This window comes from Ralstonia flatus (genome assembly GCF_958439105.1).
Classification (GTDB): domain Bacteria; phylum Pseudomonadota; class Gammaproteobacteria; order Burkholderiales; family Burkholderiaceae; genus Ralstonia; species Ralstonia flatus.
In genome coordinates, this window is the sequence record NZ_CAUDLI010000001.1 from 732664 (window position 1) to 754678 (window position 22015).

The 22015-nt window shown below is 63.4% G+C and carries 19 protein-coding genes; 7 read left to right on the forward strand and 12 right to left on the reverse strand.

Annotation, left to right across the window (positions count from 1 at the left end):
- Window positions 1-39 precede the first annotated feature (39 nt).
- The 6 genes from R2676_RS03470 (at window position 40) to R2676_RS03495 (ending at window position 6699) form a co-directional block, all read left to right on the forward strand.
- Window positions 40-1305, forward strand: coding sequence for a type II secretion system F family protein (locus R2676_RS03470; RefSeq protein WP_206272208.1), 1266 nt, complete (start codon window positions 40-42; stop codon window positions 1303-1305).
- Window positions 1305-2186, forward strand: coding sequence for a prepilin peptidase (locus R2676_RS03475; RefSeq protein ID WP_206272209.1), 882 nt, complete (start codon window positions 1305-1307; stop codon window positions 2184-2186). Before R2676_RS03470 ends, R2676_RS03475 begins: the two co-directional genes overlap by 1 nt.
- A gap of 13 nt (window positions 2187-2199) precedes the next feature.
- Window positions 2200-2814 (forward strand): dephospho-CoA kinase, encoded by a 615-nt coding sequence (coaE, locus tag R2676_RS03480; protein WP_206272236.1) that lies wholly within the window; start codon window positions 2200-2202, stop codon window positions 2812-2814.
- Window positions 2815-3878: 1064 nt separating this feature from the next.
- Complete coding sequence (gene ltrA, locus R2676_RS03485) at window positions 3879-5573, forward strand: group II intron reverse transcriptase/maturase (protein WP_316887219.1); 1695 nt, start codon at window positions 3879-3881, stop codon at window positions 5571-5573.
- Between the two features lie 155 nt (window positions 5574-5728).
- Window positions 5729-6487 carry a cell division protein ZapD gene (gene zapD, locus R2676_RS03490; RefSeq protein ID WP_004633038.1) on the forward strand — a complete coding sequence of 253 codons (759 nt, stop codon included), beginning with the start codon at window positions 5729-5731 and terminating at the stop codon, window positions 6485-6487.
- Between the two features lie 8 nt (window positions 6488-6495).
- Window positions 6496-6699, forward strand: coding sequence for a DNA gyrase inhibitor YacG (locus tag R2676_RS03495; protein WP_027680324.1), 204 nt, complete (start codon window positions 6496-6498; stop codon window positions 6697-6699).
- Here R2676_RS03495 and R2676_RS03500 read toward each other — a convergent pair.
- From R2676_RS03500 to R2676_RS03520, 5 genes are all read right to left on the reverse strand, one after another.
- Complete coding sequence (locus R2676_RS03500) at window positions 6692-7141, reverse strand: NUDIX domain-containing protein (protein WP_206272210.1); 450 nt, start codon at window positions 7139-7141, stop codon at window positions 6692-6694. The two genes, R2676_RS03495 and R2676_RS03500, sit on opposite strands and share 8 nt — an antisense overlap.
- Window positions 7131-8015, reverse strand: a complete 885-nt coding sequence (locus tag R2676_RS03505) for an ATP-binding protein (RefSeq protein WP_027680322.1) — start codon at window positions 8013-8015, stop codon at window positions 7131-7133. Before R2676_RS03505 ends, R2676_RS03500 begins: the two co-directional genes overlap by 11 nt.
- A gap of 16 nt (window positions 8016-8031) precedes the next feature.
- Window positions 8032-9261, reverse strand: a complete 1230-nt coding sequence (gene argJ, locus R2676_RS03510; protein WP_206272211.1) for a bifunctional glutamate N-acetyltransferase/amino-acid acetyltransferase ArgJ — start codon at window positions 9259-9261, stop codon at window positions 8032-8034.
- A gap of 73 nt (window positions 9262-9334) precedes the next feature.
- Window positions 9335-12139, reverse strand: coding sequence for a preprotein translocase subunit SecA (secA, locus tag R2676_RS03515; RefSeq protein ID WP_206272212.1), 2805 nt, complete (start codon window positions 12137-12139; stop codon window positions 9335-9337).
- A gap of 251 nt (window positions 12140-12390) precedes the next feature.
- The gene (locus tag R2676_RS03520) at window positions 12391-13353 is read right to left on the reverse strand and encodes a M23 family metallopeptidase (protein WP_206272213.1); all 963 of its coding nucleotides are present in this window, start codon (window positions 13351-13353) and stop codon (window positions 12391-12393) included.
- A gap of 69 nt (window positions 13354-13422) precedes the next feature.
- Between R2676_RS03520 and R2676_RS03525 the strand changes: the two genes are divergently transcribed.
- Window positions 13423-13944 carry a DciA family protein gene (locus R2676_RS03525; RefSeq protein ID WP_027680318.1) on the forward strand — a complete coding sequence of 174 codons (522 nt, stop codon included), beginning with the start codon at window positions 13423-13425 and terminating at the stop codon, window positions 13942-13944.
- Between the two features lie 49 nt (window positions 13945-13993).
- On the opposite strand, the gene lpxC is transcribed toward R2676_RS03525, so the two are convergent.
- From lpxC to murC, 7 genes are all read right to left on the reverse strand, one after another.
- Entirely contained in the window at window positions 13994-14911 is a 918-nt protein-coding gene (lpxC, locus tag R2676_RS03530) for a UDP-3-O-acyl-N-acetylglucosamine deacetylase (RefSeq protein WP_027680317.1), read from the reverse strand.
- A gap of 244 nt (window positions 14912-15155) precedes the next feature.
- Entirely contained in the window at window positions 15156-15656 is a 501-nt protein-coding gene (locus tag R2676_RS03535; RefSeq protein WP_206272214.1) for a peroxiredoxin, read from the reverse strand.
- A 391-nt stretch (window positions 15657-16047) separates the two neighbouring features.
- Entirely contained in the window at window positions 16048-17247 is a 1200-nt protein-coding gene (gene ftsZ, locus R2676_RS03540) for a cell division protein FtsZ (protein WP_012763009.1), read from the reverse strand.
- A 140-nt stretch (window positions 17248-17387) separates the two neighbouring features.
- Entirely contained in the window at window positions 17388-18620 is a 1233-nt protein-coding gene (gene ftsA / locus R2676_RS03545; RefSeq protein ID WP_004633059.1) for a cell division protein FtsA, read from the reverse strand.
- Window positions 18617-19528: a cell division protein FtsQ/DivIB gene (locus R2676_RS03550; RefSeq protein ID WP_206272215.1), complete on the reverse strand. Its 912-nt coding sequence runs from the start codon at window positions 19526-19528 to the stop codon at window positions 18617-18619. The genes ftsA and R2676_RS03550 overlap by 4 nt, the downstream gene beginning before the upstream one ends.
- Window positions 19529-19565: 37 nt before the next feature.
- On the reverse strand, window positions 19566-20561 hold the full coding sequence (locus R2676_RS03555) for a D-alanine--D-alanine ligase (RefSeq protein ID WP_206272216.1): 996 nt from the start codon (window positions 20559-20561) through the stop codon (window positions 19566-19568).
- A complete protein-coding gene (gene murC, locus R2676_RS03560) occupies window positions 20558-22009 on the reverse strand; it encodes a UDP-N-acetylmuramate--L-alanine ligase (RefSeq protein WP_206272217.1) in 1452 nt (483 codons plus the stop codon). Before murC ends, R2676_RS03555 begins: the two co-directional genes overlap by 4 nt.
- Window positions 22010-22015 lie beyond the last annotated feature (6 nt).

The window sequence follows — 22015 nt, forward strand, 5'->3', positions numbered from 1 at the left end:
TCGATCAATCGTTCCCATACCGGGGGGTAGGAACCAACCATGGCCACACGAGCACCTGCCGCAAACCGCGCGGCCGCCGCGCCGGCACGAAAGACCGCCAAGACCAAGGCGCCCACGCAATACATCTTCGAGTGGGAAGGCAAAGATCGGAAGGGCAAGATCTTCAAGGGCGAGATGCGCGCCGAGAGCATCACCGAGGTGAATGCCATCCTCCGCAAGCAAGGCCTGTCAATCACCAAATCCAAGCGCCGCCGGGCGGCCCGCGGCAAGAAGATCACGCCGAAGGACGTGGCGTACTTCACGCGCCAGCTCTCGACCATGCTGAAGGCCGGCGTGCCACTGCTGCAGTCGGTCGACATCATCGCGAAGGGCCATGCCAACCCGAACTTCACGCAACTGCTGACGGAAATCCGTGTCGATATCGAGTCGGGCAGCAGCATGGCGCAAGCCTTCCGCCGTCATCCCAAGTACTTCGACACGCTGTACTGCAACCTGATCGACGCCGGTGAACAGGGCGGTATTCTGGATGCCCTGCTCGAGCGGCTTTCGCTGTACATGGAAAAGTCGATCGCGCTGAAGGCGCAGATCAAGTCGGCGATGATCTACCCGATCTCGGTGCTGACGGTAGCCTTCCTGGTGACGGTGGTGCTGATGATTTTCGTGGTGCCGGCGTTCAAGGGCGTGTTTTCGAGCTTCGGAGCCACGCTGCCGGCCCCGACGCTGGTGGTGATGAGCATCTCCGACTTCTTCGTCCAATGGTGGTACTTCATCGTTTTTGTCCCCATCATCGGCATCGTGTTGTTCACGCGGGCGTTCAAGCGCTCGGAAAACGTGCAACGCTCCACGCACCGCTGGATTCTGCGCATGCCGATCTTCGGCAGCATCATCCGCAAAGCCACCATCGCGCGCTGGACACGTACCCTGGCCACCATGTTCGCCGCCGGTACGCCGCTCGTCGAGTCGATGGAGTCGGTGGCAGGCGCAGCCGGCAACTGGGTCTATCACGACGCAACGATCGAAATTCAACAGGCCGTGCGCATTGGTACGAGCCTGACCAACGCCATGCAGGCCACGCACGTGTTCGACAACATGGTCCTGCAGATGACGCAGATCGGTGAGGAATCCGGTGCGCTCGACAGCATGTTGCTCAAGGTTGCGGAGTTCTACGAGCGCGAGGTGGACGATGCGGTGGCCAACATCTCGGCGCTGATCGAGCCAATCATCATCGTGATTCTGGGCGTGCTGATCGGCGGCATGGTGGTGGCAATGTACCTGCCGATCTTTAAGCTGGGTCAGGTGGTCTGATGCCGGAGCTGTTTGTCATCCCCACGCTGGCGCAATTGCCGGCGTGGTTTGTGATTGCGACCGGCGCGCTCGTCGGCTTGCTGGTCGGCAGTTTTCTCAACGTGGTGATTCACCGCCTGCCGCGCATGATCGAGCGGGAAGAAGCCAACTACATCGCCGAGTTGCGCGAAGAGCCGCTGCCTCACCCCGACGCATACAACCTGGTCGTGCCGCGGTCGGCGTGCCCGTCGTGCGGTCATCAGATCAAGGCGTTCGAGAATATTCCCGTATTGAGCTGGCTGGCGCTGCGCGGCCGCTGCAGTGCCTGCAAGACACCCATCTCGTGGCGCTATCCCGCAGTGGAGCTGGTCACCGGCCTGCTGACCGCGGCCTGCCTGTGGCACTTCGGCCCGACGTGGGTGGCGGTGGCGTCGGCGGTGCTGCTGTGGTTCCTGATCGCGGGCACGATGATCGACGCAGACACACAGCTGTTGCCCGACGCCATCACCCAGCCGCTGCTCTGGCTCGGCCTGGGCGTGAATCTGTTCGGCATGTTCGCGCATCTGCAGGACGCGGTGATTGGCGCGATGGCCGGCTACCTGTTCCTGTGGTCGATCTACTGGGCCTACAAGCTGCTGCGCGGCCGTGAAGGCATGGGCTACGGCGACTTCAAGCTGATGGCCGCACTGGGCGCGTGGTTCGGTTGGCAAGCGCTGCCGCTGCTGGTGCTGCTGTCGTCGGTCGTCGGACTGGTGTTTGGGCTGGTGCGCATTGCGCGCGGCGCGACGAGCGAATCGCCATTCTCGTTCGGACCGTTCATTGCCGGGGCCGGCGTGATCGCACTGCTGGCCGGCCCGCAGTTGCTCATGCTGGCAGGCCTCGGCCCCCTGCTTGCGCCATAAGGGCACGATCAGCATGCGCGTGATCGGCCTGACCGGCGGCATCGGCAGCGGCAAGAGCTACGTGGCGGATCGCCTTGCGGAGCGCGGTGCTGCCATTGTGGACACCGACGCCATCGCCCATGAAATCACCGCGCCGGGCGGCGCCGCCATCCCGAAGCTGGTCGAAACATTCGGCGCCGGCATCCTGCGCGCAGACGGCGCCATGGACCGCGATGCCATGCGCGCCCTCGCCTTCTCGGACGCCACGGCCAAATCGCGGCTGGAGCAGATCACGCATCCGCTCATCCGCGAGATTGCGCTGTCGCGCGGAGCCGCCGCGCAGGCATCGGGCGCGCATCCGTACCTCGTCTACGTCGTCCCCCTGTTGGTGGAATCCTTGGCCGGGCATCACAGCTGGCGCTCGCTGGTCGATCGCATTCTGGTGGTCGACTGCCCCGTCGAGACACAGATTGCCCGGGTGATGGCTCGGAGCGGCCTGCCGCGCGCCCAAGTGGAAGCCATCATCGCCCGTCAGGCTTCACGCGAAGCGCGCCTCGCCGCTGCCGACGACGTGATCGACAACAGCGGCACGCTGGCGGACTTGCTGCCGCAGATCGACCGTCTGGACCCAGCCTACCGGTCGAACTGAAACGCACTGAAAGTTGCGGTCACATCCCTTTGCATTGTGATGAGCGAGGGTCTCGCATAGAATGCGGGCAGATGTGCGACACGGCGCGCTCCGTGAAGAGGGACAGGCCCTCTTAAAACAACCTGTTCGCCGGTCCAGGATGATGCCTCAGTTCTGGATGTTGGACGGCAGCGAGGCAATAAGACATGTAATGAAGCGACGGTTGGTGGGGTACTCCCACTCGCCATCGCACTGCAATGGCCTGGTTACCATCAGGTCCCGCCCAGTCAGCGGCTTCACCTCCGCTGACTGCGGAGAGGAATGTTTGCAAGTTTCAGCGCCTCCCGGCGCCGAAACGCATTGCAACTGAGCAAAACCCGGAGCTCAAAGCTCTGCGCGTTATTGTTCAATCGGCCGCGCCCTCCCGGGCGTGCGCCCACAGCGAACCTGTCATACGACTGACAGTAGCCTAGGGAGACATGCGTCACTGGTAACGGTGGGGTATGAAGCTCTCCTGACAATGTAGCCCCCGCAAGGGTGTCATCGCGCCGTGAGGCGGGATGGCAGAGATCCCGAGCAGCAACGGGGTCGAGGAGCTAGGCTGGCTGGCATGAGCAACGTATGTGAACTACTGATAAACGCCGTCAGCATTAAGGTGCCAAAGCTGCTGTTAGGCATTAACCAAAATGGTGTGCGGTTGGCTATCCCGGTATCTGCTCGGGGTACGTCGTCAACGAACCGCCGGTGAAGAGGTAGGCTCTAACCCAGTCGTGTAACGCGCAGGGAACGTGGTAAGCCCGTATGGCTGCCCGAGCGCTGTTGGCTCGGGCAGGCGAACCGCAAGGAACGCTGTTGGCTGTGCGGGTATGGGAGGTTGGAGAAAGCGAATGCCGGGCTGTAATGGTCCGGATAGGGGTTGGAACATCACCCCACGCGAAAGCGGGCAGACTTCCAACTGGTCTTTCGTCGCAAGACGGCTGACAGAAACTCGTGAATTGAAATCTCTTCCCTTGAGGGGCAACTCGTCCCTCAGGGGGCATGTTGTCTCTTGCTGTCGGGGAAGGTCCTCAACATAGGAGAGCAGCATGGAAGAATGGATCTGCGAAGATCAATCTGCGCTTTCCGGCGCACCGCAAAGCTGGACGACCATTCAATGGCGTCGAGTCGAGCGAAACGTCCGGGCAATGCAGATACGAATTGCGAAGGCAACACAGGAAGAGGATTGGCGCCGGGTGAAAGCCCTGCAACGGTCCTTGACCCGCTCGTTTAGCGCGAAAGCGCTGGCAGTACGACGAGTGACAGAGAACCAAGGCAAGCGAACGGCAGGCGTCGATCGCGAACTGTGGGACTCGCCTGAAGTCCGGTGGAAAGCCATCGGGCGGTTGAAACGCCGAGGGTATCGGCCCCTGCCGTTGCGGCGGGTCTATATCCCTAAGGCCAACGGGAAGGAACGCCCACTAGGCATTCCGACCATGTTGGACCGAGCCATGCAGGCCCTATACCTGCTGGCGCTGGAACCGGTGTCCGAAGGGACGAGCGATCCGAACTCATATGGGTTCCGGATCAATCGCTCCACAGCGGATGCCATGTCACAGCTGTTCGTCTCCTTGTCCAAAAAGGCTTCGTCCCAATGGGTGCTGGAGGCGGATATCAAAGGCTGTTTTGACCATATCAGCCATGACTGGCTGGAGCGCAATGTCCCTATGGACAAAGCAATCTTGCGGAAGTGGCTGAAAGCTGGCGTGGTATTTCAAGGCCAGTTTCAGGCGACCGAGGCTGGAACGCCGCAAGGGGGCATCATTTCCCCGACATTGGCGAACGTGGCATTGAACGGTTTGGAAAACCAACTGCTTGCGCATCTAAAGGCGACGCTGGGGGTGGTGCGAACCAAGAAGCTGAAAGTGAATGTCGTGCGGTACGCGGACGATTTCGTGATCACCGGCAGTACGCCGGAGCTATTGGAAAACGAGATCAAACCGTGGGTGGAACAATTCCTTGCTGTACGAGGGTTGTCCCTATCCACGGAGAAAACGCGGATCGTCAACATTGCGGAAGGCTTCGACTTCCTCGGGTGGAATTTCCGGAAGTACTCGGGAAAACTGCTTATCAAACCAAGCAAAAAGAACGTGCGAACGTTCTACCGCAAGGTGAAGGAAGAAATCAGTGCCCATAAGCAGGTAAGGCAGGAGGACCTGATCCGACTGTTGAACCCGATACTACGAGGCTGGGCGCGGTATCACAGCCCCGTGGTAGCCAAGGCGACGTTCAACCGCCTGGAGCACGATATTTTCTGGGCTCTGTGGCAGTGGGCCAAGCGCCGCCACCCAAACAAATCCGCAGAATGGGTACGGAAAAAGTACTTCCCCCCGACGGTCGGACGAGGTTGGGTATTCGGAACCATGGTCGCGAACAGCGACAGCAAGCGGTGGATGGAGTTGTACTCGCTCGCGAGGACACCCATTGAACGCCACAAGAAGATCAAGGGAGATTACAACCCCTTCGACCCAGCGCAGGAGATGTATGGCGAGACCTTGCGTCAGGAGCGACTGCTGCAAAGCATGTCACACCGGAAGCAGTGGGTCAGGCTCTACGTCGACCAGCGGGGCTTGTGTGCGTTGTGTCGGTGCAAGATGACCAAGGAAACGGGGTGGCACGACCACCATATCGAGTACCGTGTACACGGTGGCTCAGACGTCCTAGGAAATCGCGTGCTGTTGCACCCGAACTGCCATGCCCAAGTGCATGCCAGCGGTATCAATGTTGTGAAACCGGCCCTATAATCGGGGCTTTGTAACGGCTTGAGCCGTATGCGGGGAAACTCGCACGTACGGTTCTTAGGGGGGGATGGGTCAGTGATGACCTGTCCCTACCCTCCCGAAGCCAAATGGGCTTCGGGCCTCATACGCCAGCAGGCCAGCAAACCGGGCACCAAGTTTTGATCCTGTACGAATATCCCTTCAACGAACGCATTCGGACGCTGCTGCGCCTCGAAGACCTGTTCGAGCGGCTGGATTTCTTTCTCGTGCAGGAGCACCCGCTGCAACACCACGTGGCCCTGACCACGCTGTTCGAAGTGGTGGACGTGGCCGGGCGTGCAGATCTCAAATCCGATCTGCTGAAAGAACTCGATCGCCAGCGCCAGACGCTCACCGCGCTGCGCGCCAATCCGCAGATCGACCAGGACGCGCTCGACGCCGTCATCAGCGAACTGGAAACCGCCTCGGGCAATCTCACTGCCACACATGGCAAGGCCGGCCAGCTCATCGCCGACAACGAGTGGCTGACGAGCATCCGCAGCCGCGCCATCATCCCCGGTGGTACGTGTGAATTCGATCTGCCGGCGTATTTTGCATGGCAGCATCATCCGGCCGAGCGCCGCCGCGCCGACATCATCAAGTGGGCCCAACCGCTGGTGCCGCTGCGCGACGCCACGATGATCGTGCTGCGGCTGCTGCGCGAATCGGGTCAGAGTGGCAAGGTGATTGCTAACGCTGGGAGCTATCAGCAGATGCTGTCGGGCCGCGTGTACCAGCTGATGCAGGTGCGCCTGGATGAGTCGGCGCTGGGGTTCATTCCCGAGATCAGCGCCAACAAATACATGCTCTGGGTGCGCTTTACCCAGCAGGATGGCGACCTGCGACCCAAGCCGGTCGACGCGGATATCCCGTTCCAGCTGAAGCTCTGTAATTTCTGAGCCGCGCCATGAATGTGAAGACCGTCAAATGCCCCAGCTGCGGCAAGCCCGTGCCTTGGGTGCCTGAGAGCCGCTACCGCCCGTTCTGCTCCGAGCGCTGCAAGCAGATTGACCTGGGCGCCTGGGCGGCCGAGCAGTACACCATCCCCGTCGTCGAAGAAGACGACCTGCCCGAAGCTCCCGGCAACGATACAAGCGGCAGGCTCAACTAGCCGCCGCTTCCTCGCGCATCCATTCGAAGACGGGCAACGTTGCCGGCAGCACCGGATCGACGCTGATCGGCAGTGTCTGCCAGGCGAAATCCTGGCCTTCCAGCGCGCGCAATGTCCCATCCCATGCCGTCACCTTGCAAAAATGCAGGCGCACGTAGGCGTGCGGGTAGTCGTGCTCGATGGTGCGCCAGGGCACGCAGGTGCGCAGCGTAACGTCCAGCTCTTCCTTCAGCTCACGCGTCAGCGCGGCTTCCACGGATTCACCGGCTTCCAGCTTGCCACCGGGAAATTCCCAGTAGCCCGCATAAGGCTTGCCTTCCGGACGCTGGGCCAGCAAGAACCGGCCGTCAGGCTGCACGAGCACGCCAACGGCCACTTCGGTGATCTTGCGGCCGTCCGGCGTGTGCGTCGGGGGCACTTGCGTCAGGTTGTCAGTCGACATGCTGGCGCCCATGCTTGCCGCCCCAGTCGCGGGCGAATTGCCATGCCACGCGCCCCGAACGCGAACCGCGTTCCAGCGCCCAAACCAGCGCGTCGCCACGTGCAGCGGCGATATCCTCGTCGCTGCAACCGAAATGCTTGAGCCAGTGGCCGACGATGGTCAGGTATTCGTCCTGCTTGGGCGGGTAGAACGACAACCACAGCCCGAAGCGCTCCGACAGCGAGATCTTCTCTTCCACCACTTCGCCCGGATGGATTTCGCCGTCCGAGGTGTGCTGATAGGTCTCGTTGTCCTTCATGTATTCCGGCAGCAGATGGCGCCGGTTGGACGTTGCGTAGATCAGCACGTTGTCTGATTGCGCGGCGACCGAGCCGTCCAGCGCAGACTTCAGCGCCTTGTAACCCGATTCACCTTCTTCGAACGACAGGTCATCACAGAAGATCGCGAAGCGCTCCGGGCGGGTCGAGAGCTGCTCGACGATATCACCCAGGTCGGCCAGATCGTCCTTGTCGACTTCGACCAGACGCAGGCCTTCCTTCACGAACTCGTTCAGGCACGCCTTGATGAGCGACGACTTGCCGGTGCCCCGCGCGCCCGTCAGCAGCACGTTGTTGGCCGGCAACTTGCGCACGAACTGGCGCGTGTTGGCGACGATGGCGTCTTTCTGGCGCTCGATGTTGTGCAAATCGCTCAGGTGGATCGGCGGCAGCTGCCGGATCGGTGCGAGATAACCGATGTTGCCGAACAGGCTCTGGCGCTTGCGCCAGCGGAAGGCAACGGCCTCGTTCCAGTCAGCTTCGGTCAGTTCGGGCGGCAGCCATTGCTCGAGCCGCCCGAGAAAGCGGTCGAGCCGTGCGGAAAGGTCGGACGACATAGCGGTGGACTCCGGATTACGAACGGTAATCCGCGTTGATCGACACGTAGTCGTGCGAGAAATCGCACGTCCACACGGTGGCGGTGGCATTGCCGCGGCCGAGCGCGATGCGCACGGTGATCTCCGCCTGCTTCATCACGCGCTGGCCGTCTTCTTCGCGGTATTCGGGGTTGCGGCCACCGTCACGCGCGACCCAGACGTCGTCAAGCCACAGGTTGACGCCGCTCACATCGAGATCCGTCACGCCGGCGTAGCCGACGGCCGCCAGGATGCGCCCCAGGTTGGGATCCGATGCGTAGAACGCGGTCTTGACCAACGGCGAGTGCGCGACCGCATAAGCGATCAGGCGGCACTCCTCAACGTTGCGGCCGCCCTCGACCTGGATGGCAATGAACTTGGTCGCGCCCTCGCCGTCGCGCACGATCTTCTGCGCCAGCTCTTGTGCGAGGCCCGTCAGCGCATCGCGCAGCGCAGCGTAGTCGGGGTGCGATTCGGAATCGATGCGCGGCGTACCGGCCCGGCCCGTCGCGATGACGACGAACGAGTCGTTGGTGGAGGTATCGCCATCCACCGTCACGCTGTTGAACGAATGATCGGCCGCGTGGCGGACCAGCCCCTGAAGCACAGCTTCATCCACATTGGCATCGGTGGCGATGAAGCCGAGCATCGTCGCCATGTTCGGACGGATCATGCCTGCGCCCTTGCTGATGCCCGACATGCGCACCGTCTTGCCCGACAGCGTGCAGGTGGCCGACGCTGCCTTGGGTACGGTGTCGGTGGTCATGATGGCCTCGGCGGCGGCCAGCCAGTTGTCCGGCTTGGCGCTCGCCTCAGCAGCAGGCAGTCCGGCAATGATGCGGTCGACCGGCAGCGGCTCCAGGATCACGCCCGTGGAGAACGGCAGCACCTGCTCCGGCGACACGCCCAGCAGCTTGGCAACGGCATCACAGGTCTGGCGCGCATGCGCAAGGCCAGGCGCGCCGGTGCCGGCGTTCGCATTGCCCGTGTTGACGACGATCGCGCGCGCGCCCTTCCCGCTCGCCAGATGCTCGCGGCACACCTGCACGGGCGCCGCGCAGAAACGGTTCTGCGTGAACACACCGGCCACCGTCGAGCCCTCGGCGATACGAACCAGCAGTACGTCCTTGCGATTGGCCTTGCGCACACCGGCCTCGGCCCAGCCGAGGTCCACGCCGTCGATCGGCAACAGGGAGTCAGCGGCGGGCGCGACGAGATTCACAGCCATGGAGCACACCTTTCAAATGAGGATGCCCGCAGTGCGGGCATCGTGAATCAACAGAAAACGGAGCGAAGCAGCGTCAGACGAGTTTGCCGTGGCACTGCTTGTACTTCTTGCCCGAACCGCATGGGCAGGGGTCGTTGCGGCCAACCTTCGGCACTTCGCCGGCCAGCGCGGCAGCAGCGGCCGATGCCGCCGAACGCGGTGCGGCCATGGCCGGCGTCGCGCCGTGAATTTCAGCATCGCCTGCAGCCACTTCGGCCAGTTCACTGAACTCGTCGTGCTTGTACTGCACGTTGCTCAGCGCGGAAAGATCTTCTTCGATCTGCTCGGAAGCCTGCTCCAGCTCTTCCTGCGACTGGATGCGCACCGTGAAGACAATACGCGTGACTTCGTTGCGGATGGTGTCGAGCAGGCGGCCGAACAGCTCGAACGACTCGCGCTTGTATTCCTGCTTCGGATCCTTCTGCGCATAGCCGCGCAGGTGGATGCCCTGGCGCAGCATATCGAGCGCAGCAAGGTGCTCGCGCCAGTGCGTGTCGAGGCTTTGCAGCATCACCGAACGCTCGAAGCCGGCGAAGGACTCACGGCCAACCTGCGCCACCTTGCCTTCGTACACCGCTTCGGCGGCATCCAGCACCATCTTCAGCAGCTCTTCGTCTTCGATCGACTGCGCAGCTTCCAGCGTCTTCACCAGCGGCTGATCGACGCCCCAGTCCTCGCGCAGCGTCTTCTCCAGCCCGGCGACATCCCACTGCTCTTCCATCGTCTCGGCCGGCACGTACGTGCGGAACAGCTCCGTGAACACGGATTCACGCAGGTTCTTGACCAAGTCGCCCACATCCTGCGCTTCGAGAATCTCGTTACGCAGCTTGTAGAGTTCCTTGCGCTGGTCGTTGGAGACGTCGTCGTATTGCAGCAGCTGCTTGCGGATGTCGAAGTTGCGGCCTTCGACCTTGCGCTGCGCCGACTCGATCGAGCGCGTGACGATGCCGGCTTCGATCGGCTCGCCTTCGGGCATCTTCAGGCGATCCATGATCGCGCGCACGCGATCGCCCGCGAAAATGCGCAGCAGTTGATCGTCCAGCGACAGATAGAAGCGCGACGAACCCGGGTCGCCCTGACGGCCTGCACGGCCACGAAGCTGGTTGTCGATGCGGCGCGACTCGTGGCGCTCGGTGCCGATGATGTGCAGACCGCCCGCCGCCTTCACCTGCTCGTGCAGCGATTGCCATTCGTCCTGCAACTGCTTCACGCGCGCGGCCTTTTCTTCGTCGGAGAGCGACGCGTCGGCCATCACGAAGCCCGCTTGCTTCTCCACGTTGCCGCCCAGCACGATGTCGGTACCGCGGCCGGCCATGTTCGTCGCAATGGTGATCGCCTTGGGGCGGCCCGCTTCCGCGATGATGGCGGCTTCGCGCTCGTGCTGCTTCGCGTTGAGCACTTGGTGCGGCAACTTGACCTGGTTCAGCAGGTTCGACAGCAGCTCGGAATTTTCGATGGACGTCGTGCCCACCAGCACCGGCTGGCCACGCTCGTAGCAATCGCGAATGTCGCGAATGACGGCGTCGTAGCGTTCCTTCGAGGTCTTGTAGATCTGATCCTGCAAGTCCTTGCGCTGCGGCGTGCGGTTCGTCGGGATCACCACGGTTTCCAGGCCGTAGATCTCCTGGAATTCATACGCTTCCGTGTCCGCCGTACCGGTCATGCCCGACAGCTTGTTGTACATGCGGAAGTAGTTCTGGAACGTGATGGTCGCCAGCGTCTGGTTTTCCTGCTGGATCTGCACGCCTTCCTTGGCTTCCACGGCCTGGTGCAGACCGTCGGACCAACGGCGGCCCGACATCAGGCGGCCCGTGAACTCATCGACGATCACCACTTCACCGTTCTGCACCACGTAATGCTGATCGCGGAAGAACAGGCTGTGCGCGCGCAGGGCGGCGTACAGGTGATGCATCAGCGTGATGTTCTGCGGCGCGTAGAGCGACTCGCCCTCGCCGATCAAACCGGCTTGCAGCAGGATCTGCTCGGCCTTCTCGTGACCGGCTTCGGTCAGGTAGACCTGATGCGATTTTTCGTCGACGTAGTAGTCGCCGGGCTTCTCGACGCCCGTGCCATCCGACTTCTCTTCGCCGATCTGGCGCGTGAGCTGCGCCGGGATGCCGTTCATGCGGCGGTACAGGTCGGTGTGGTCTTCGGCCTGGCCGGAGATGATCAGCGGAGTACGCGCCTCGTCGATCAGGATCGAGTCCACCTCATCGACAATCGCGTAGTTCAGCGGACGTTGCACGCGCTGGCCGGCGTCGTACACCATGTTGTCGCGCAGGTAATCGAAGCCGAACTCATTGTTGGTGCCGTAGGTGATGTCCGACGCGTAGGCGGCCTGCTTCTGGTCGTGATCCATGGTGGTCAGGTTGACCCCCACCGACAGGCCCAGCCAGTTGTAGAGTCGACCCATCCACTCGGCGTCGCGCTGCGCCAGGTAATCGTTGACCGTCACGACGTGCACGCCCTGGCCAGAGATGGCGTTCAGGTACACAGCGAGCGTCGCAGTCAGCGTCTTGCCTTCACCCGTGCGCATTTCGGCGATCTTGCCGTCGTGCAGCACCATGCCGCCGATCAGCTGCACGTCGAAGTGCCGCATCTTCATCACACGCTTGCTGGCCTCGCGGCACACGGCGAACGCTTCGGGCAGCAGCGCGTCGAGCGTCTCGCCCTTGGCAAAGCGTTGGCGGAATTCTTCGGTCTTGGCCTGCAGCTCGGCATCGGAGAGCGCTTCGAACTTGGGCTCGAGCGCATTGATCTGCGCCACCTTGCGGCGGTACTGTTTGATCAGCCGTTCATTACGGCTGCCGAAAATCTTCTTGAGAAGGCCCGTGATCATCGATGGCTAGGGCCGGCGAGCCACCCGGAGAGCGCGTCGAGAGAGACCGCGAAACACAGGCAGCACAACGGCCCGTAAAGGGTTGGCGCAAAGGCGGGAGTTTAGCATGTGCAAAACACCCGCTTGATGGCAGCAGGCCCGCCGGATGTGGCAGGAACGCCGCACTTCTGGGCCGCGCGGAACGTCGTCCGCGCAGGCGCACACTCACGCTGAATTGGGGACGGGCGCCCCTGATTGCAACCCGGGCGGGTTCAATGGCCCGCAGCAGCCATGCTCTTGCCGATATCGGCCGCCGCGACCTTCGCCGGCGCCTTGTTGGCAGCCATCTTGGGCTGGCCGGCGTTCTCCAGGAAGGCCACAGGATTCTGCGGGACGTCGTTGACGTGCACCTCGAAGTGCAGGTGCGGGCCGGTGGCGCGGCCCGTCCGGCCGATCAGCGCGATGCGCTCGCCCGCCTTGACGATGTCACCGACCTTCACGAAAACCTTGGACGCGTGGGCATAGCGCGTCTTCAGGCCATTGCCGTGATCGATGTCGATCATGTTGCCGTATTCGTGGTGAAACTCGCTGGCGACGACCACGCCGCCGGCAGCCGCTACGATCGGCGTGCCAACCGGGCCCACAAAGTCGACGCCGTCATGCTGCGTGCGGCGGCCCGTGAACGGATCGATCCGCGTGCCAAAACCGGAGGAGTCGTAACCCGTCGCCACCGGGCGCACGGTCGGCATCATCTTCGCGTGGATCTGGCGGTCCATCAGGGTGCTCTCGAGCACGCTGAGGTAATCGTTGCGCTGATCAGCCGAGCGCGTCAGGCGACTCAGCTCGGATTGGATTTCCGGCATCGACATCGGCCGCGAGAACGCGCCCGCAGGCCCGCCCCGGCTCGGCTGCGACTTGAAATCGAACTCGCGCGGCGGCACACCGGCCAAACCCGACACCCGGGCGCCCAACGCGTCCAGGCGCGCGATCTGCGCCTGCATTTCGCCGATGCGCGCGGCCATCAGGTTGAGGTTTTCGCGGGTGACACGCGGGTCCGCGCCGGCAACTTCGGGCGCGGCTGCTCCCGGCAGCAGGCCCTGCTTGGCCGCCAGCCACGTACCGCCGACGGACAACGCCGCCACGGCCAGCAGCGCCGCGCCGATCGTCACGAAGACGCCGCGTCGCGACAGATGCGTCGCGCCGGCTTTGCGCGGGTGAATCAGGATGATCTGCATCGCTCGTTTTCCGGACAAAAAAGCTGCCCACCAGCACGAAAGCGCGATGAAGCGCCCTACAATGCCGGCATGCGAATCTTTGTTCATCCCGCTCTCAAGACGCCTGTGGCTAAACCCGTCCAGGACTGGCTCTCGGGTGCCGGTTCGGTCGGCCCGCTGATGCAGGCGGCCAGGCAATTGGCGACGTTGGAAGCGGAGGTGTTGTCGCTGCTGCCGCCCGGTTTGGGCGGCGGGGTGGCGGTCGGTGGCATCAAGAACGATGCGCGCGACAGCCGCGAAGCGACTCTGGTGTTGCTCGCCGCACATAGTGCGGCTGCGGCGCGCTTACGGCAGGTGGTACCCACCTTGCTGGAGCGTCTGCAGCGCCGGGGATCGCAGATTACCGCAATTCGTGTACGGGTACAACCGCAGGGCGGCAACGACAGTTTATGGCCACAAGAGACCGAAAAGCCGCCTAAACGCGCCAAGATGACCGCAGTTGGAGTTAACAGCCTGGCGGCCCTGGCCAATGAACTGCCCGATTCGCCGCTTCGGCAGGCGTTGGCCGAAATGATTGCGCGGCACGTTGCACCGGCCGCCAAGCCCAAATAAAAAGCGCCCCGGAGGGCGCTTTTTCCATACCAACGAACCGCTCAGCCGATCACGAGAATGCCGGTTGCAACTGCGGCAGGAACGCGCGCGGCGCTTCTTCCACCTTGTCGAACGTCACGATCTCGTAAGCCGTTTCGTCGGCCAGCAACGCGCGCAGCAGCGCGTTGTTCAGGCCATGACCGGACTTGTGCGCGGTGTATGCAGCGATCAGCGGATGGCCCACCACATACAGGTCGCCAATCGCGTCGAGGATCTTGTGGCGTACGAACTCATCGCCGTAGCGCAGTTCGTCGTTGTTCAGCATGCGGTGCTCATCGAGCACGATGGCGTTGTCGAGGCTGCCGCCGCGCGCCAGGCCGACCTCGCGCAGCATCTCGACTTCGTGTGCGAAACCGAACGTACGGGCGCGGGCGATTTCGCGCGTGTAGCTCGTGTCGGCAAAGTCGATCTCGAACGTCTGGCCGGTCTTGTCGACGGCCGGGTGGCGGAATTCGATCGTGAACGACAGCTTGAAGCCGAAGTAAGGGTCGAGACGGGCAAGCTTGTCGCCCTCGCGGATTTCCACCGGCTTCGTCACGCGGATGAACCGCTTGGCCGCGCCCTGCTCTTCGATACCCGCCGACTGCAGCAGAAACACGAACGAGGCCGCGCTGCCGTCCATGATGGGAATTTCTTCGGCGTCGACGTCGACATACAGATTGTCGATGCCAAGGCCGGCGCAAGCGGACATCAAATGTTCGACGGTGGACACGCGGGCACCGTCCTTTTGCAGCACGGACGCCAAGCGGGTATCGCCGATGGCGCTAGCGGTGGCGGGAATCTCAACGGCCGGGTCGAGGTCAACGCGCGTGAACACGATGCCGGTGCCTGCGGCTGCCGGACGCAACGTCAATGTCACCTTGCGGCCCGAGTGCAACCCGATGCCGACAGTCTTGACGAGGGACTTGATGGTGCGTTGTTTCAACATGGCCGCCCTCAACTCACGAAATTTGTACGATTGTTTTTATCTATGCGGTCTGCATAGGTGATAACCCTAAGCATACCATTTTCACATCCCTGCCTTCAAAACGACTTTTGTATCGGGATGTTAGGGGTGCACAGAATCGACTCAACATTCATGCACGCAGATTCGGCGCCACCGTCGCCTCAGCCTTGAAGCCGGGCGGGATGACGGCGCTACTCCGCCATTCAGGGGAGGGCACGACGTGGCGTCAGAGTATCGCGAGGATCGATTCGGCACTGCTGACGGCGAACTGCCCGGGCGCCTCAATCTGTAGCGCTGTTACCACACCGTCCTTCACGACCATCGCATAGCGCTGCGAACGTACGCCCATGCCTCGCTTCGACAGATCCTGGTCGAGTCCGAGTTTGCTGGTGAACTCTGCACTGCCGTCGCCGAGCATGCGGATCTTGTCGTCGGTGCCCTGCGTGCGAGCCCAGGCGCCCATCACGAAGGCGTCGTTGACGGACACACACCAGATCTCGTCGACGCCCTTGGCGCGCAGTGCGTCGAAGTTGGCGAGGTAGCCCGGCACATGCCGCGCGGAGCACGTTGGCGTGAACGCACCGGGCAGCCCGAAGATGACGATCGTCTTGCCGTCGGCCAGATGCCGCACGGAGAAAGCGTTGGGGCCGAGCGCGCAGCCGTCCTTTTCCACTTCAAAGAACTCGTAGAGCGTCGCGTCGGGAAGCGGTTGACCAGGCTGGATCATGATCGTCAGGAAGCGGTTGCGTGGATATCGCGATCATAGAACCTGCCGAGCGACCGCGCAGCCGGTTCGTAAAACGAGACCGCCCGCGTGAACGAATCACGCGGGCGGTCTTGGGAGACAACATCATCAGGCCGCTTGGCTCAGAGCGCAGCGCGCGCGGCACAACGAACGGACACACCCGCCGGGCGGGGTGAACCCTTCCGGGGAGGCGGCCAGAGGCCAACCTGCCCGGCGGCAACGACTGTGTCCGGTTCGTCGAGCGCTGTCGACTGACGAGCGGCCGGCCATCACGCAACGGCGCTCACGGGAGGGGAGCCGTGAATCGCACGCGGCGTGCGGAGCCGCAGGCAGTCGGACGTGCGCGAGCGCTATCGAACCAATGCGGGCCCGATCAGTCCGCCTGCTTGCGCAGGAATGCCGGAATGTCGTACGTGTCGACGCCCTTCTCTTGCAGTGCGGCCACGTGAGCCGATGCCGACTCGCGCGAGCTGCGCCACACGGCCGGGGTGTCGAAGTTGCTGTAGTCCGGTGCAGCTGCCACCGAGTGACCCGCGCCACCGCCGAACGCCACCGGCTGGTTGTCGGTGCCGGTCTTCAGCAGCGTCATCGTCTGCGGCTGTTGTTGCTTGTTGCGAGCAGCGCGGCCCAGGCCCGTGGCAACCACGGTCACGCGCAGTGCGTCGCCCATGGCGTCATCGTAGACCGTACCGAAGATGACGGTGGCATCTTCCGCGGCATAGCTGCGGATGGTGTTCATCACTTCCTTGGTCTCGGACAGCTTGAGCGAACGGCTGGCCGTGATGTTGACCAGCACGCCACGCGCGCCCGACAGGTCCACGCCTTCCAGCAGCGGGCTCGCAACGGCTTGCTCCGCCGCCAGACGCGCACGGTCGACGCCGGACACGGTGGCCGTGCCCATCATCGCCTTGCCCTGTTCGCCCATCACGGTCTTCACGTCTTCAAAGTCGACGTTCACCAGACCGTCGACGTTGATGATTTCCGCAATGCCGGCAACCGCGTTGTGCAGCACGTCGTCGGCGCACTGGAAGCACTTGTCCATCTCGGCGTCGTCGCCCATGACTTCGAAGAGCTTTTCGTTGAGCACGACGATCAGCGAATCGACGTTGCCTTCGAGGTCGTTCGCGCCATGCTCGCCGACCTTCGAGCGGCGTGCGCCTTCGAAGTCGAACGGCTTGGAGACCACGCCCACGGTCAGGATGCCCATTTCCTTGGCGACCTGTGCGACCACCGGCGCTGCGCCCGTGCCCGTGCCGCCGCCCATGCCGGCGGTGATGAAGACCATGTGCGCGCCGCGCAGTGCGTCGGCGATCTGCTCACGGGCTTCCTCTGCGCAGTGCTTGCCCACTTCCGGCTTGGCCCCAGCGCCCAGGCCGGTGCTGCCGAGCTGCAGCACGCGCGATGCGGTCGAGCGCTTGAGCGCCTGCGCATCGGTATTCATGCAGATGAATTCCACGCCTTGCACGCCGCGGTTGATCATGTGCTGCACGGCATTCCCGCCCGCGCCGCCGACGCCGACCACCTTGATGATGGTGCCGTCCTGCATTTCCGTTTCAATCATGTCGAAGTCCATCATTGCCTCCAGAAGTGATCAGTCCCAGACGATGCAGCCTCCCCGCCGCAACTCCTGGTTCCTGAACAAAAAACATCAAAACAAGAAACTCAACTTGCTCCCCCCAGGGAGCACATCGCCAACAGCCGGCACTGACGTGCTCAGAAGTTGCCGATGAACCATTCCTTCATACGCGTCCAGATCTGCTTGGCCGAACCGGACTGCACCACGACCTTGCGCCCGCGCACACGCTGCACGCGACCTTCCTGCAACAGGCCCATCACCGTCGCGTAGCGCGGGCTCTTCACCACCTCGTGCAGATTGCCGCGGTACTCCGGCACGCCCACGCGCACCGGCTTCAAGAACATGTCTTCGCCCAGCTCGACCATGCCGGGCATCATTGCCGTACCGCCAGTCAGGACCACGCCGCTGGAGAGCAGTTCCTCGTAACCGGATTCGCGCACCACCTGATGCACGAGCGAGAACAGCTCTTCCACGCGCGGCTCGATCACGGCAGCCAGCGCCTGGCGGCTCAACGTGCGCGGGCCGCGGTCGCCGACGCCCGGCACATCGATCATCTCGTCCGGATCGGCCAATACCTGCTTGGCGATGCCGTACTGGATCTTGATGTCCTCGGCGTCCGGCGTTGGCGTGCGCAGGGCCATGGCGATGTCGTTGGTGATCTGGTCGCCGGCGATGGGGATCACGGCCGTGTGGCGGATCGCGCCTTCGCTGAAGATCGCGATGTCGGTCGTGCCGCTGCCGATGTCGACCAGCACGACGCCGAGTTCCTTTTCGTCTTCGGTCAGGACCGCCAGGCTCGAGGCGAGCGGCTGCAGAATCAGGTCGTGCACTTCTAGCCCGCAACGGCGCACGCACTTCACGATGTTCTGTGCCGCGCTCACCGCGCCGGTCACGATGTGCACCTTCACCTCGAGCCGGATGCCGCTCATGCCGATCGGCTCACGCACGTCTTCCTGGCCGTCGATGATGAATTCCTGCGTGAGGATGTGCAGGATCTGCTGGTCGGTCGGGATGTTGACGGCCTTGGCGGTCTCGATCACGCGGGCCACATCGGTGGAGGTGACTTCCTTGTCCTTGATCGCCACCATGCCGCTCGAGTTGAAGCTGCGGATATGGCTGCCGGCGATGCCCGTGAAGACCTCGCCGATCTTGCAGTCGGCCATCAGCTCCGCTTCTTCGAGCGCCTTCTGGATCGACTGGACGGTCGCCTCGATGTTGACGACCACGCCCTTCTTGAGCCCCTTCGATTCGGTCTGGCCCATGCCGATGACCTCGTAGGCGCCGTCAGGACGCAGCTCGGCCACCACCGCCACCACCTTGGAGGTGCCGATATCCAGCCCGACCAGAAGATCCTTGTATTCCTTGCTCATCGCGTTTTCTCTGTGCTTCGCGTTGCTTTGTTGTTGGCCGCCGGCTTACCCCCCAGCGTGGCTTTCGGCTTTGCAGCACCGCTGGTGCCATTCGCGGTGCCGGGCAGCTTGCCCCCCTTGGCCAGCACCGCAGCCTGCGCATCGGTCAGGAAGCGCACACCCGCCGCACGAACTGCGAATCCGTTGGGATACCGCAGATCGGCGTATTCAATCTGACCGCCCCAGCGCTTGGTCACGTCGGGCCACGCGCGCACAAAGCGGCGGGCACGCGCGGCCAGCGCGGCGCGGTCATCGTCATTCAGTTCGCGGCCCAGCTCGATGACCGTGCCGTTGGACAACCGCGCGCGCCATGCGTAGCGGTCGGTCAGCGTGACGCTCAGCGGCTCGACGTTCATCGGCTTGAACCACTCGGTCATGGTTTCCAGCTTGTCGACCACGTCCTGTTCGGTACCTTCGGGGCCGGCCAGTGCCACTAGGTCCGTGTCGTCCTCGGCTTCGGCCAGGTTGGCGACGAACACTTCGCCATACGTGTTGACCAGCTTGCCGGACTCATTGCCGCCCCAGGTGCCGAGCGCCTCGTGTTCCTGCACTTCCACCAGCAGCCCGTTCGGCCACACGCGGCGCACGCTTGCACGCCGCACCCACGGCACCGATTCGAACGCGGCACGCGCATCGTCCAGATTCAGGGAGAAGAAATTGCCACGCAGCTTGGGCAACGCATTGGCGCGCAGACTCGGCACATTCACGTGGCGCAACTCGCTGCCGGCCATCGGCATCACGCGCACCTGCTGCAGCTGAAACATCGGTCGCTGCATCAGCCAAACCGCCCCAACGCCCAACGCGCCAAGCGCGAGCAGCGCATACAGCGCACTCGCGACGGCGTTGAGGAGACGGGTGTTGTGCCACATAACGTTGTGTTGTCCGGTTTCGCTGACGTTGCGTCGATTATTCGGGTTTCCAGTCGGTGCTCGCGTGCAGCTCCAGCGATGCACTGGCCGCCAGTTGCAGCACGAAATCTTCATAACTGATGCCGGCGGCGCGCGCGCCCATCGGCACCAGCGAATGGCCGGTCATGCCCGGCGACGTGTTCATCTCCAGCAGGAACGGCGCGTTGTCGGACTTGCGCAGCATGATGTCGGCGCGGCCCCAGCCACGGCAGCCCAGCCCGCGATATGCCTGCACCACCAGCGCCTGCACGCGTGCGGCCACATCGGCGGGAATCGGTGCCGGGCATTCGTAGCGCGTGTCGTCGGTGAAGTACTTGTTCTGGTAGTCGTAGTTGGCCTGCGGCGCGACGATGCGGATGAGCGGCAGCGCGGTTGCGCTTTCGCCTTCGCCGATGATCGGGCAGGTCAGCTCGTCGCCTTCGATGAACTGCTCGGCCATCACATCGCGGTCCAGGCGTGCGGCCTTTTCGTAGGCGGTGGGCAGCTCGGCGACGCTCGTGACCTTGGTCAGACCGATCGACGAACCTTCGCGCGCAGGCTTGACGATCAGCGGCAGGCCCAGGCGGTCGGCCACGGCCTGCCAGTCGGCGCCGGCGTGCAACATCACGAAATCGGGCGTGGGCAGGCCGTGCGTCTGCCATTGGCGCTTGGTGGCTTCCTTGTCCATCGCCAGCGCAGACGCGAGTACGCCGCTGCCCGTGTAGGGAATACCGAATTGCTCGAGCAGGCCCTGGATCGTGCCGTCTTCGCCAAAGCGGCCGTGCAGCGAGATCACCACGCGGTCGAACCCTTGCTTGGCGAGATCAGCCACGGCCTGCAGGCCCGGATCGAACGGATGCGCATCGACGCCGCGCGCACGCAGCGCGGCCAGCACGCCGTTGCCGGACATCAGCGAGATTTCGCGCTCGGCGGACCGGCCACCCATGAGCACGCCGACCTTGCCGAGGGACTTCGGATCGATCGTCGGATTTGGAACAAACGGACCGGTCGTCATGCTGCTGCGCCTCCGTTCAGATCCACGACGTTGGCGCTGCGTGCCTGCGCCTGCAACGCAACCACTTGACCGGGCACCTGCCCGATCGACCCTGCGCCCATGGTGATGACCACGTCGCCGTCCTGCGCTGCATCGAGAATCGCTTGCGGCATGTCTTCAATCTGTTCCACGAATACCGGCTCGATCTTGTTGGCCACGCGCAGCGCACGCGTCAGCGCGCGGCCATCGGCGGCGACGATGGGCGGCTCGCCGGCGGCGTACACCTCGGCCAGCAGCAACGCATCCACGGTGCCCAGCACCTTGATGAAATCTTCAAAGCAATCGCGCGTGCGCGTGAAGCGGTGCGGCTGAAACGACAGCACGAGGCGGCGATCAGGGAATGCACCGCGCGCAGCGGCCAGCGTGGCGGCCATCTCGACGGGGTGATGGCCGTAATCGTCGATGAGCGTGAAGCGGCCCTTGCCGTCTGCGGTCGGCACTTCGCCGTAGCGCTGGAAGCGGCGGCCTACGCCGTTGAACTCGGCCAGCGCCTTGACGATCGCCTCGTCCGGAACTTCCAGTTCGGTGGCGATGGCGATGGCGGCCAGCGCGTTCTGCACGTTGTGCAGGCCCGGCAGGTTGAGCGTGATCGACAGCGGCGGCTCGGCATGGCCGTTGAGCTGGCGGATCACGGTGAATTCCATGCGGCCATCGAGGGCACGCGCATTGACGGCACGCACCTGCGCGTCTTCGGCAAAACCGTAGCGCACGACGGGCTTGGAGACGAACGGCAGGATTTCGCGCACGTTCGGATCGTCCACGCACAGCACGGCAATGCCGTAGAACGGCAGACGCTGCGTGAACTCGATGAACGCCTGCTTCAAGCGCGAGAAATCGTGCCCGTAGGTCTCCATGTGATCGGCATCGATATTGGTGATGACTTCGATCACGGGGAACAGGTTGAGGAACGACGCATCGGATTCGTCAGCCTCGGCGACGATGAAGTCGCCCGTGCCGAGGCGCGCGTTGGCGCCCGCGGAGTTGAGACGGCCACCGATGACGAACGTCGGGTCCAGCCCGCCTTCGGCCAGCACGGAGGCGACGAGGCTGGTGGTCGTCGTCTTGCCGTGCGTGCCGGCGATGGCGATGCCCTGCTTCAGGCGCATCAGCTCGGCCAGCATCACCGCACGCGGCACGATGGGGATGCGCTTGGCGCGCGCGGCCAGCACTTCCGGGTTATCACCGCGCACAGCGGTGGAGACAACCACGGCATTGGCGCCGATCACATGTTCCGGCGCGTGGCCCTGCATGATCGTCGCGCCCAGCGTTGCCAGACGCTGCGTGGTCGCGCTGCTGCCCAGATCCGAGCCCGTCACGCGGTAGCCCAGATTCAGCAGCACCTCCGCGATGCCGCTCATGCCCGCGCCGCCGATACCTACAAAATGGATGTTCTTGACGATGTGCTTCATATCGAT

What these genes read in the sequence shown, in the direction of transcription:
- R2676_RS03500 (WP_206272210.1), bottom strand. Translation starts at nt 7,141, where the DNA reads ATGTCGACTGACAACCTGACGCAAGTGCCCCCGACGCACACGCCGGAC.
- murC (WP_206272217.1), bottom strand. Translation starts at nt 22,009, where the DNA reads ATGAAGCACATCGTCAAGAACATCCATTTTGTAGGTATCGGCGGCGCG.
- ftsA (WP_004633059.1), bottom strand. Translation starts at nt 18,620, where the DNA reads ATGAGCAAGGAATACAAGGATCTTCTGGTCGGGCTGGATATCGGCACC.
- R2676_RS03535 (WP_206272214.1), bottom strand. Translation starts at nt 15,656, where the DNA reads ATGATCCAGCCTGGTCAACCGCTTCCCGACGCGACGCTCTACGAGTTC.
- R2676_RS03520 (WP_206272213.1), bottom strand. Translation starts at nt 13,353, where the DNA reads ATGCAGATCATCCTGATTCACCCGCGCAAAGCCGGCGCGACGCATCTG.
- coaE (WP_206272236.1), top strand. Translation starts at nt 2,200, where the DNA reads ATGCGCGTGATCGGCCTGACCGGCGGCATCGGCAGCGGCAAGAGCTAC.
- lpxC (WP_027680317.1), bottom strand. Translation starts at nt 14,911, where the DNA reads ATGTTGAAACAACGCACCATCAAGTCCCTCGTCAAGACTGTCGGCATC.
- ltrA (WP_316887219.1), top strand. Translation starts at nt 3,879, where the DNA reads ATGGAAGAATGGATCTGCGAAGATCAATCTGCGCTTTCCGGCGCACCG.
- ftsZ (WP_012763009.1), bottom strand. Translation starts at nt 17,247, where the DNA reads ATGGACTTCGACATGATTGAAACGGAAATGCAGGACGGCACCATCATC.
- R2676_RS03550 (WP_206272215.1), bottom strand. Translation starts at nt 19,528, where the DNA reads ATGTGGCACAACACCCGTCTCCTCAACGCCGTCGCGAGTGCGCTGTAT.
- R2676_RS03475 (WP_206272209.1), top strand. Translation starts at nt 1,305, where the DNA reads ATGCCGGAGCTGTTTGTCATCCCCACGCTGGCGCAATTGCCGGCGTGG.
- R2676_RS03525 (WP_027680318.1), top strand. Translation starts at nt 13,423, where the DNA reads ATGCGAATCTTTGTTCATCCCGCTCTCAAGACGCCTGTGGCTAAACCC.
- R2676_RS03505 (WP_027680322.1), bottom strand. Translation starts at nt 8,015, where the DNA reads ATGTCGTCCGACCTTTCCGCACGGCTCGACCGCTTTCTCGGGCGGCTC.
- R2676_RS03470 (WP_206272208.1), top strand. Translation starts at nt 40, where the DNA reads ATGGCCACACGAGCACCTGCCGCAAACCGCGCGGCCGCCGCGCCGGCA.
- R2676_RS03555 (WP_206272216.1), bottom strand. Translation starts at nt 20,561, where the DNA reads ATGACGACCGGTCCGTTTGTTCCAAATCCGACGATCGATCCGAAGTCC.
- R2676_RS03495 (WP_027680324.1), top strand. Translation starts at nt 6,496, where the DNA reads ATGAATGTGAAGACCGTCAAATGCCCCAGCTGCGGCAAGCCCGTGCCT.
- argJ (WP_206272211.1), bottom strand. Translation starts at nt 9,261, where the DNA reads ATGGCTGTGAATCTCGTCGCGCCCGCCGCTGACTCCCTGTTGCCGATC.
- secA (WP_206272212.1), bottom strand. Translation starts at nt 12,139, where the DNA reads ATGATCACGGGCCTTCTCAAGAAGATTTTCGGCAGCCGTAATGAACGG.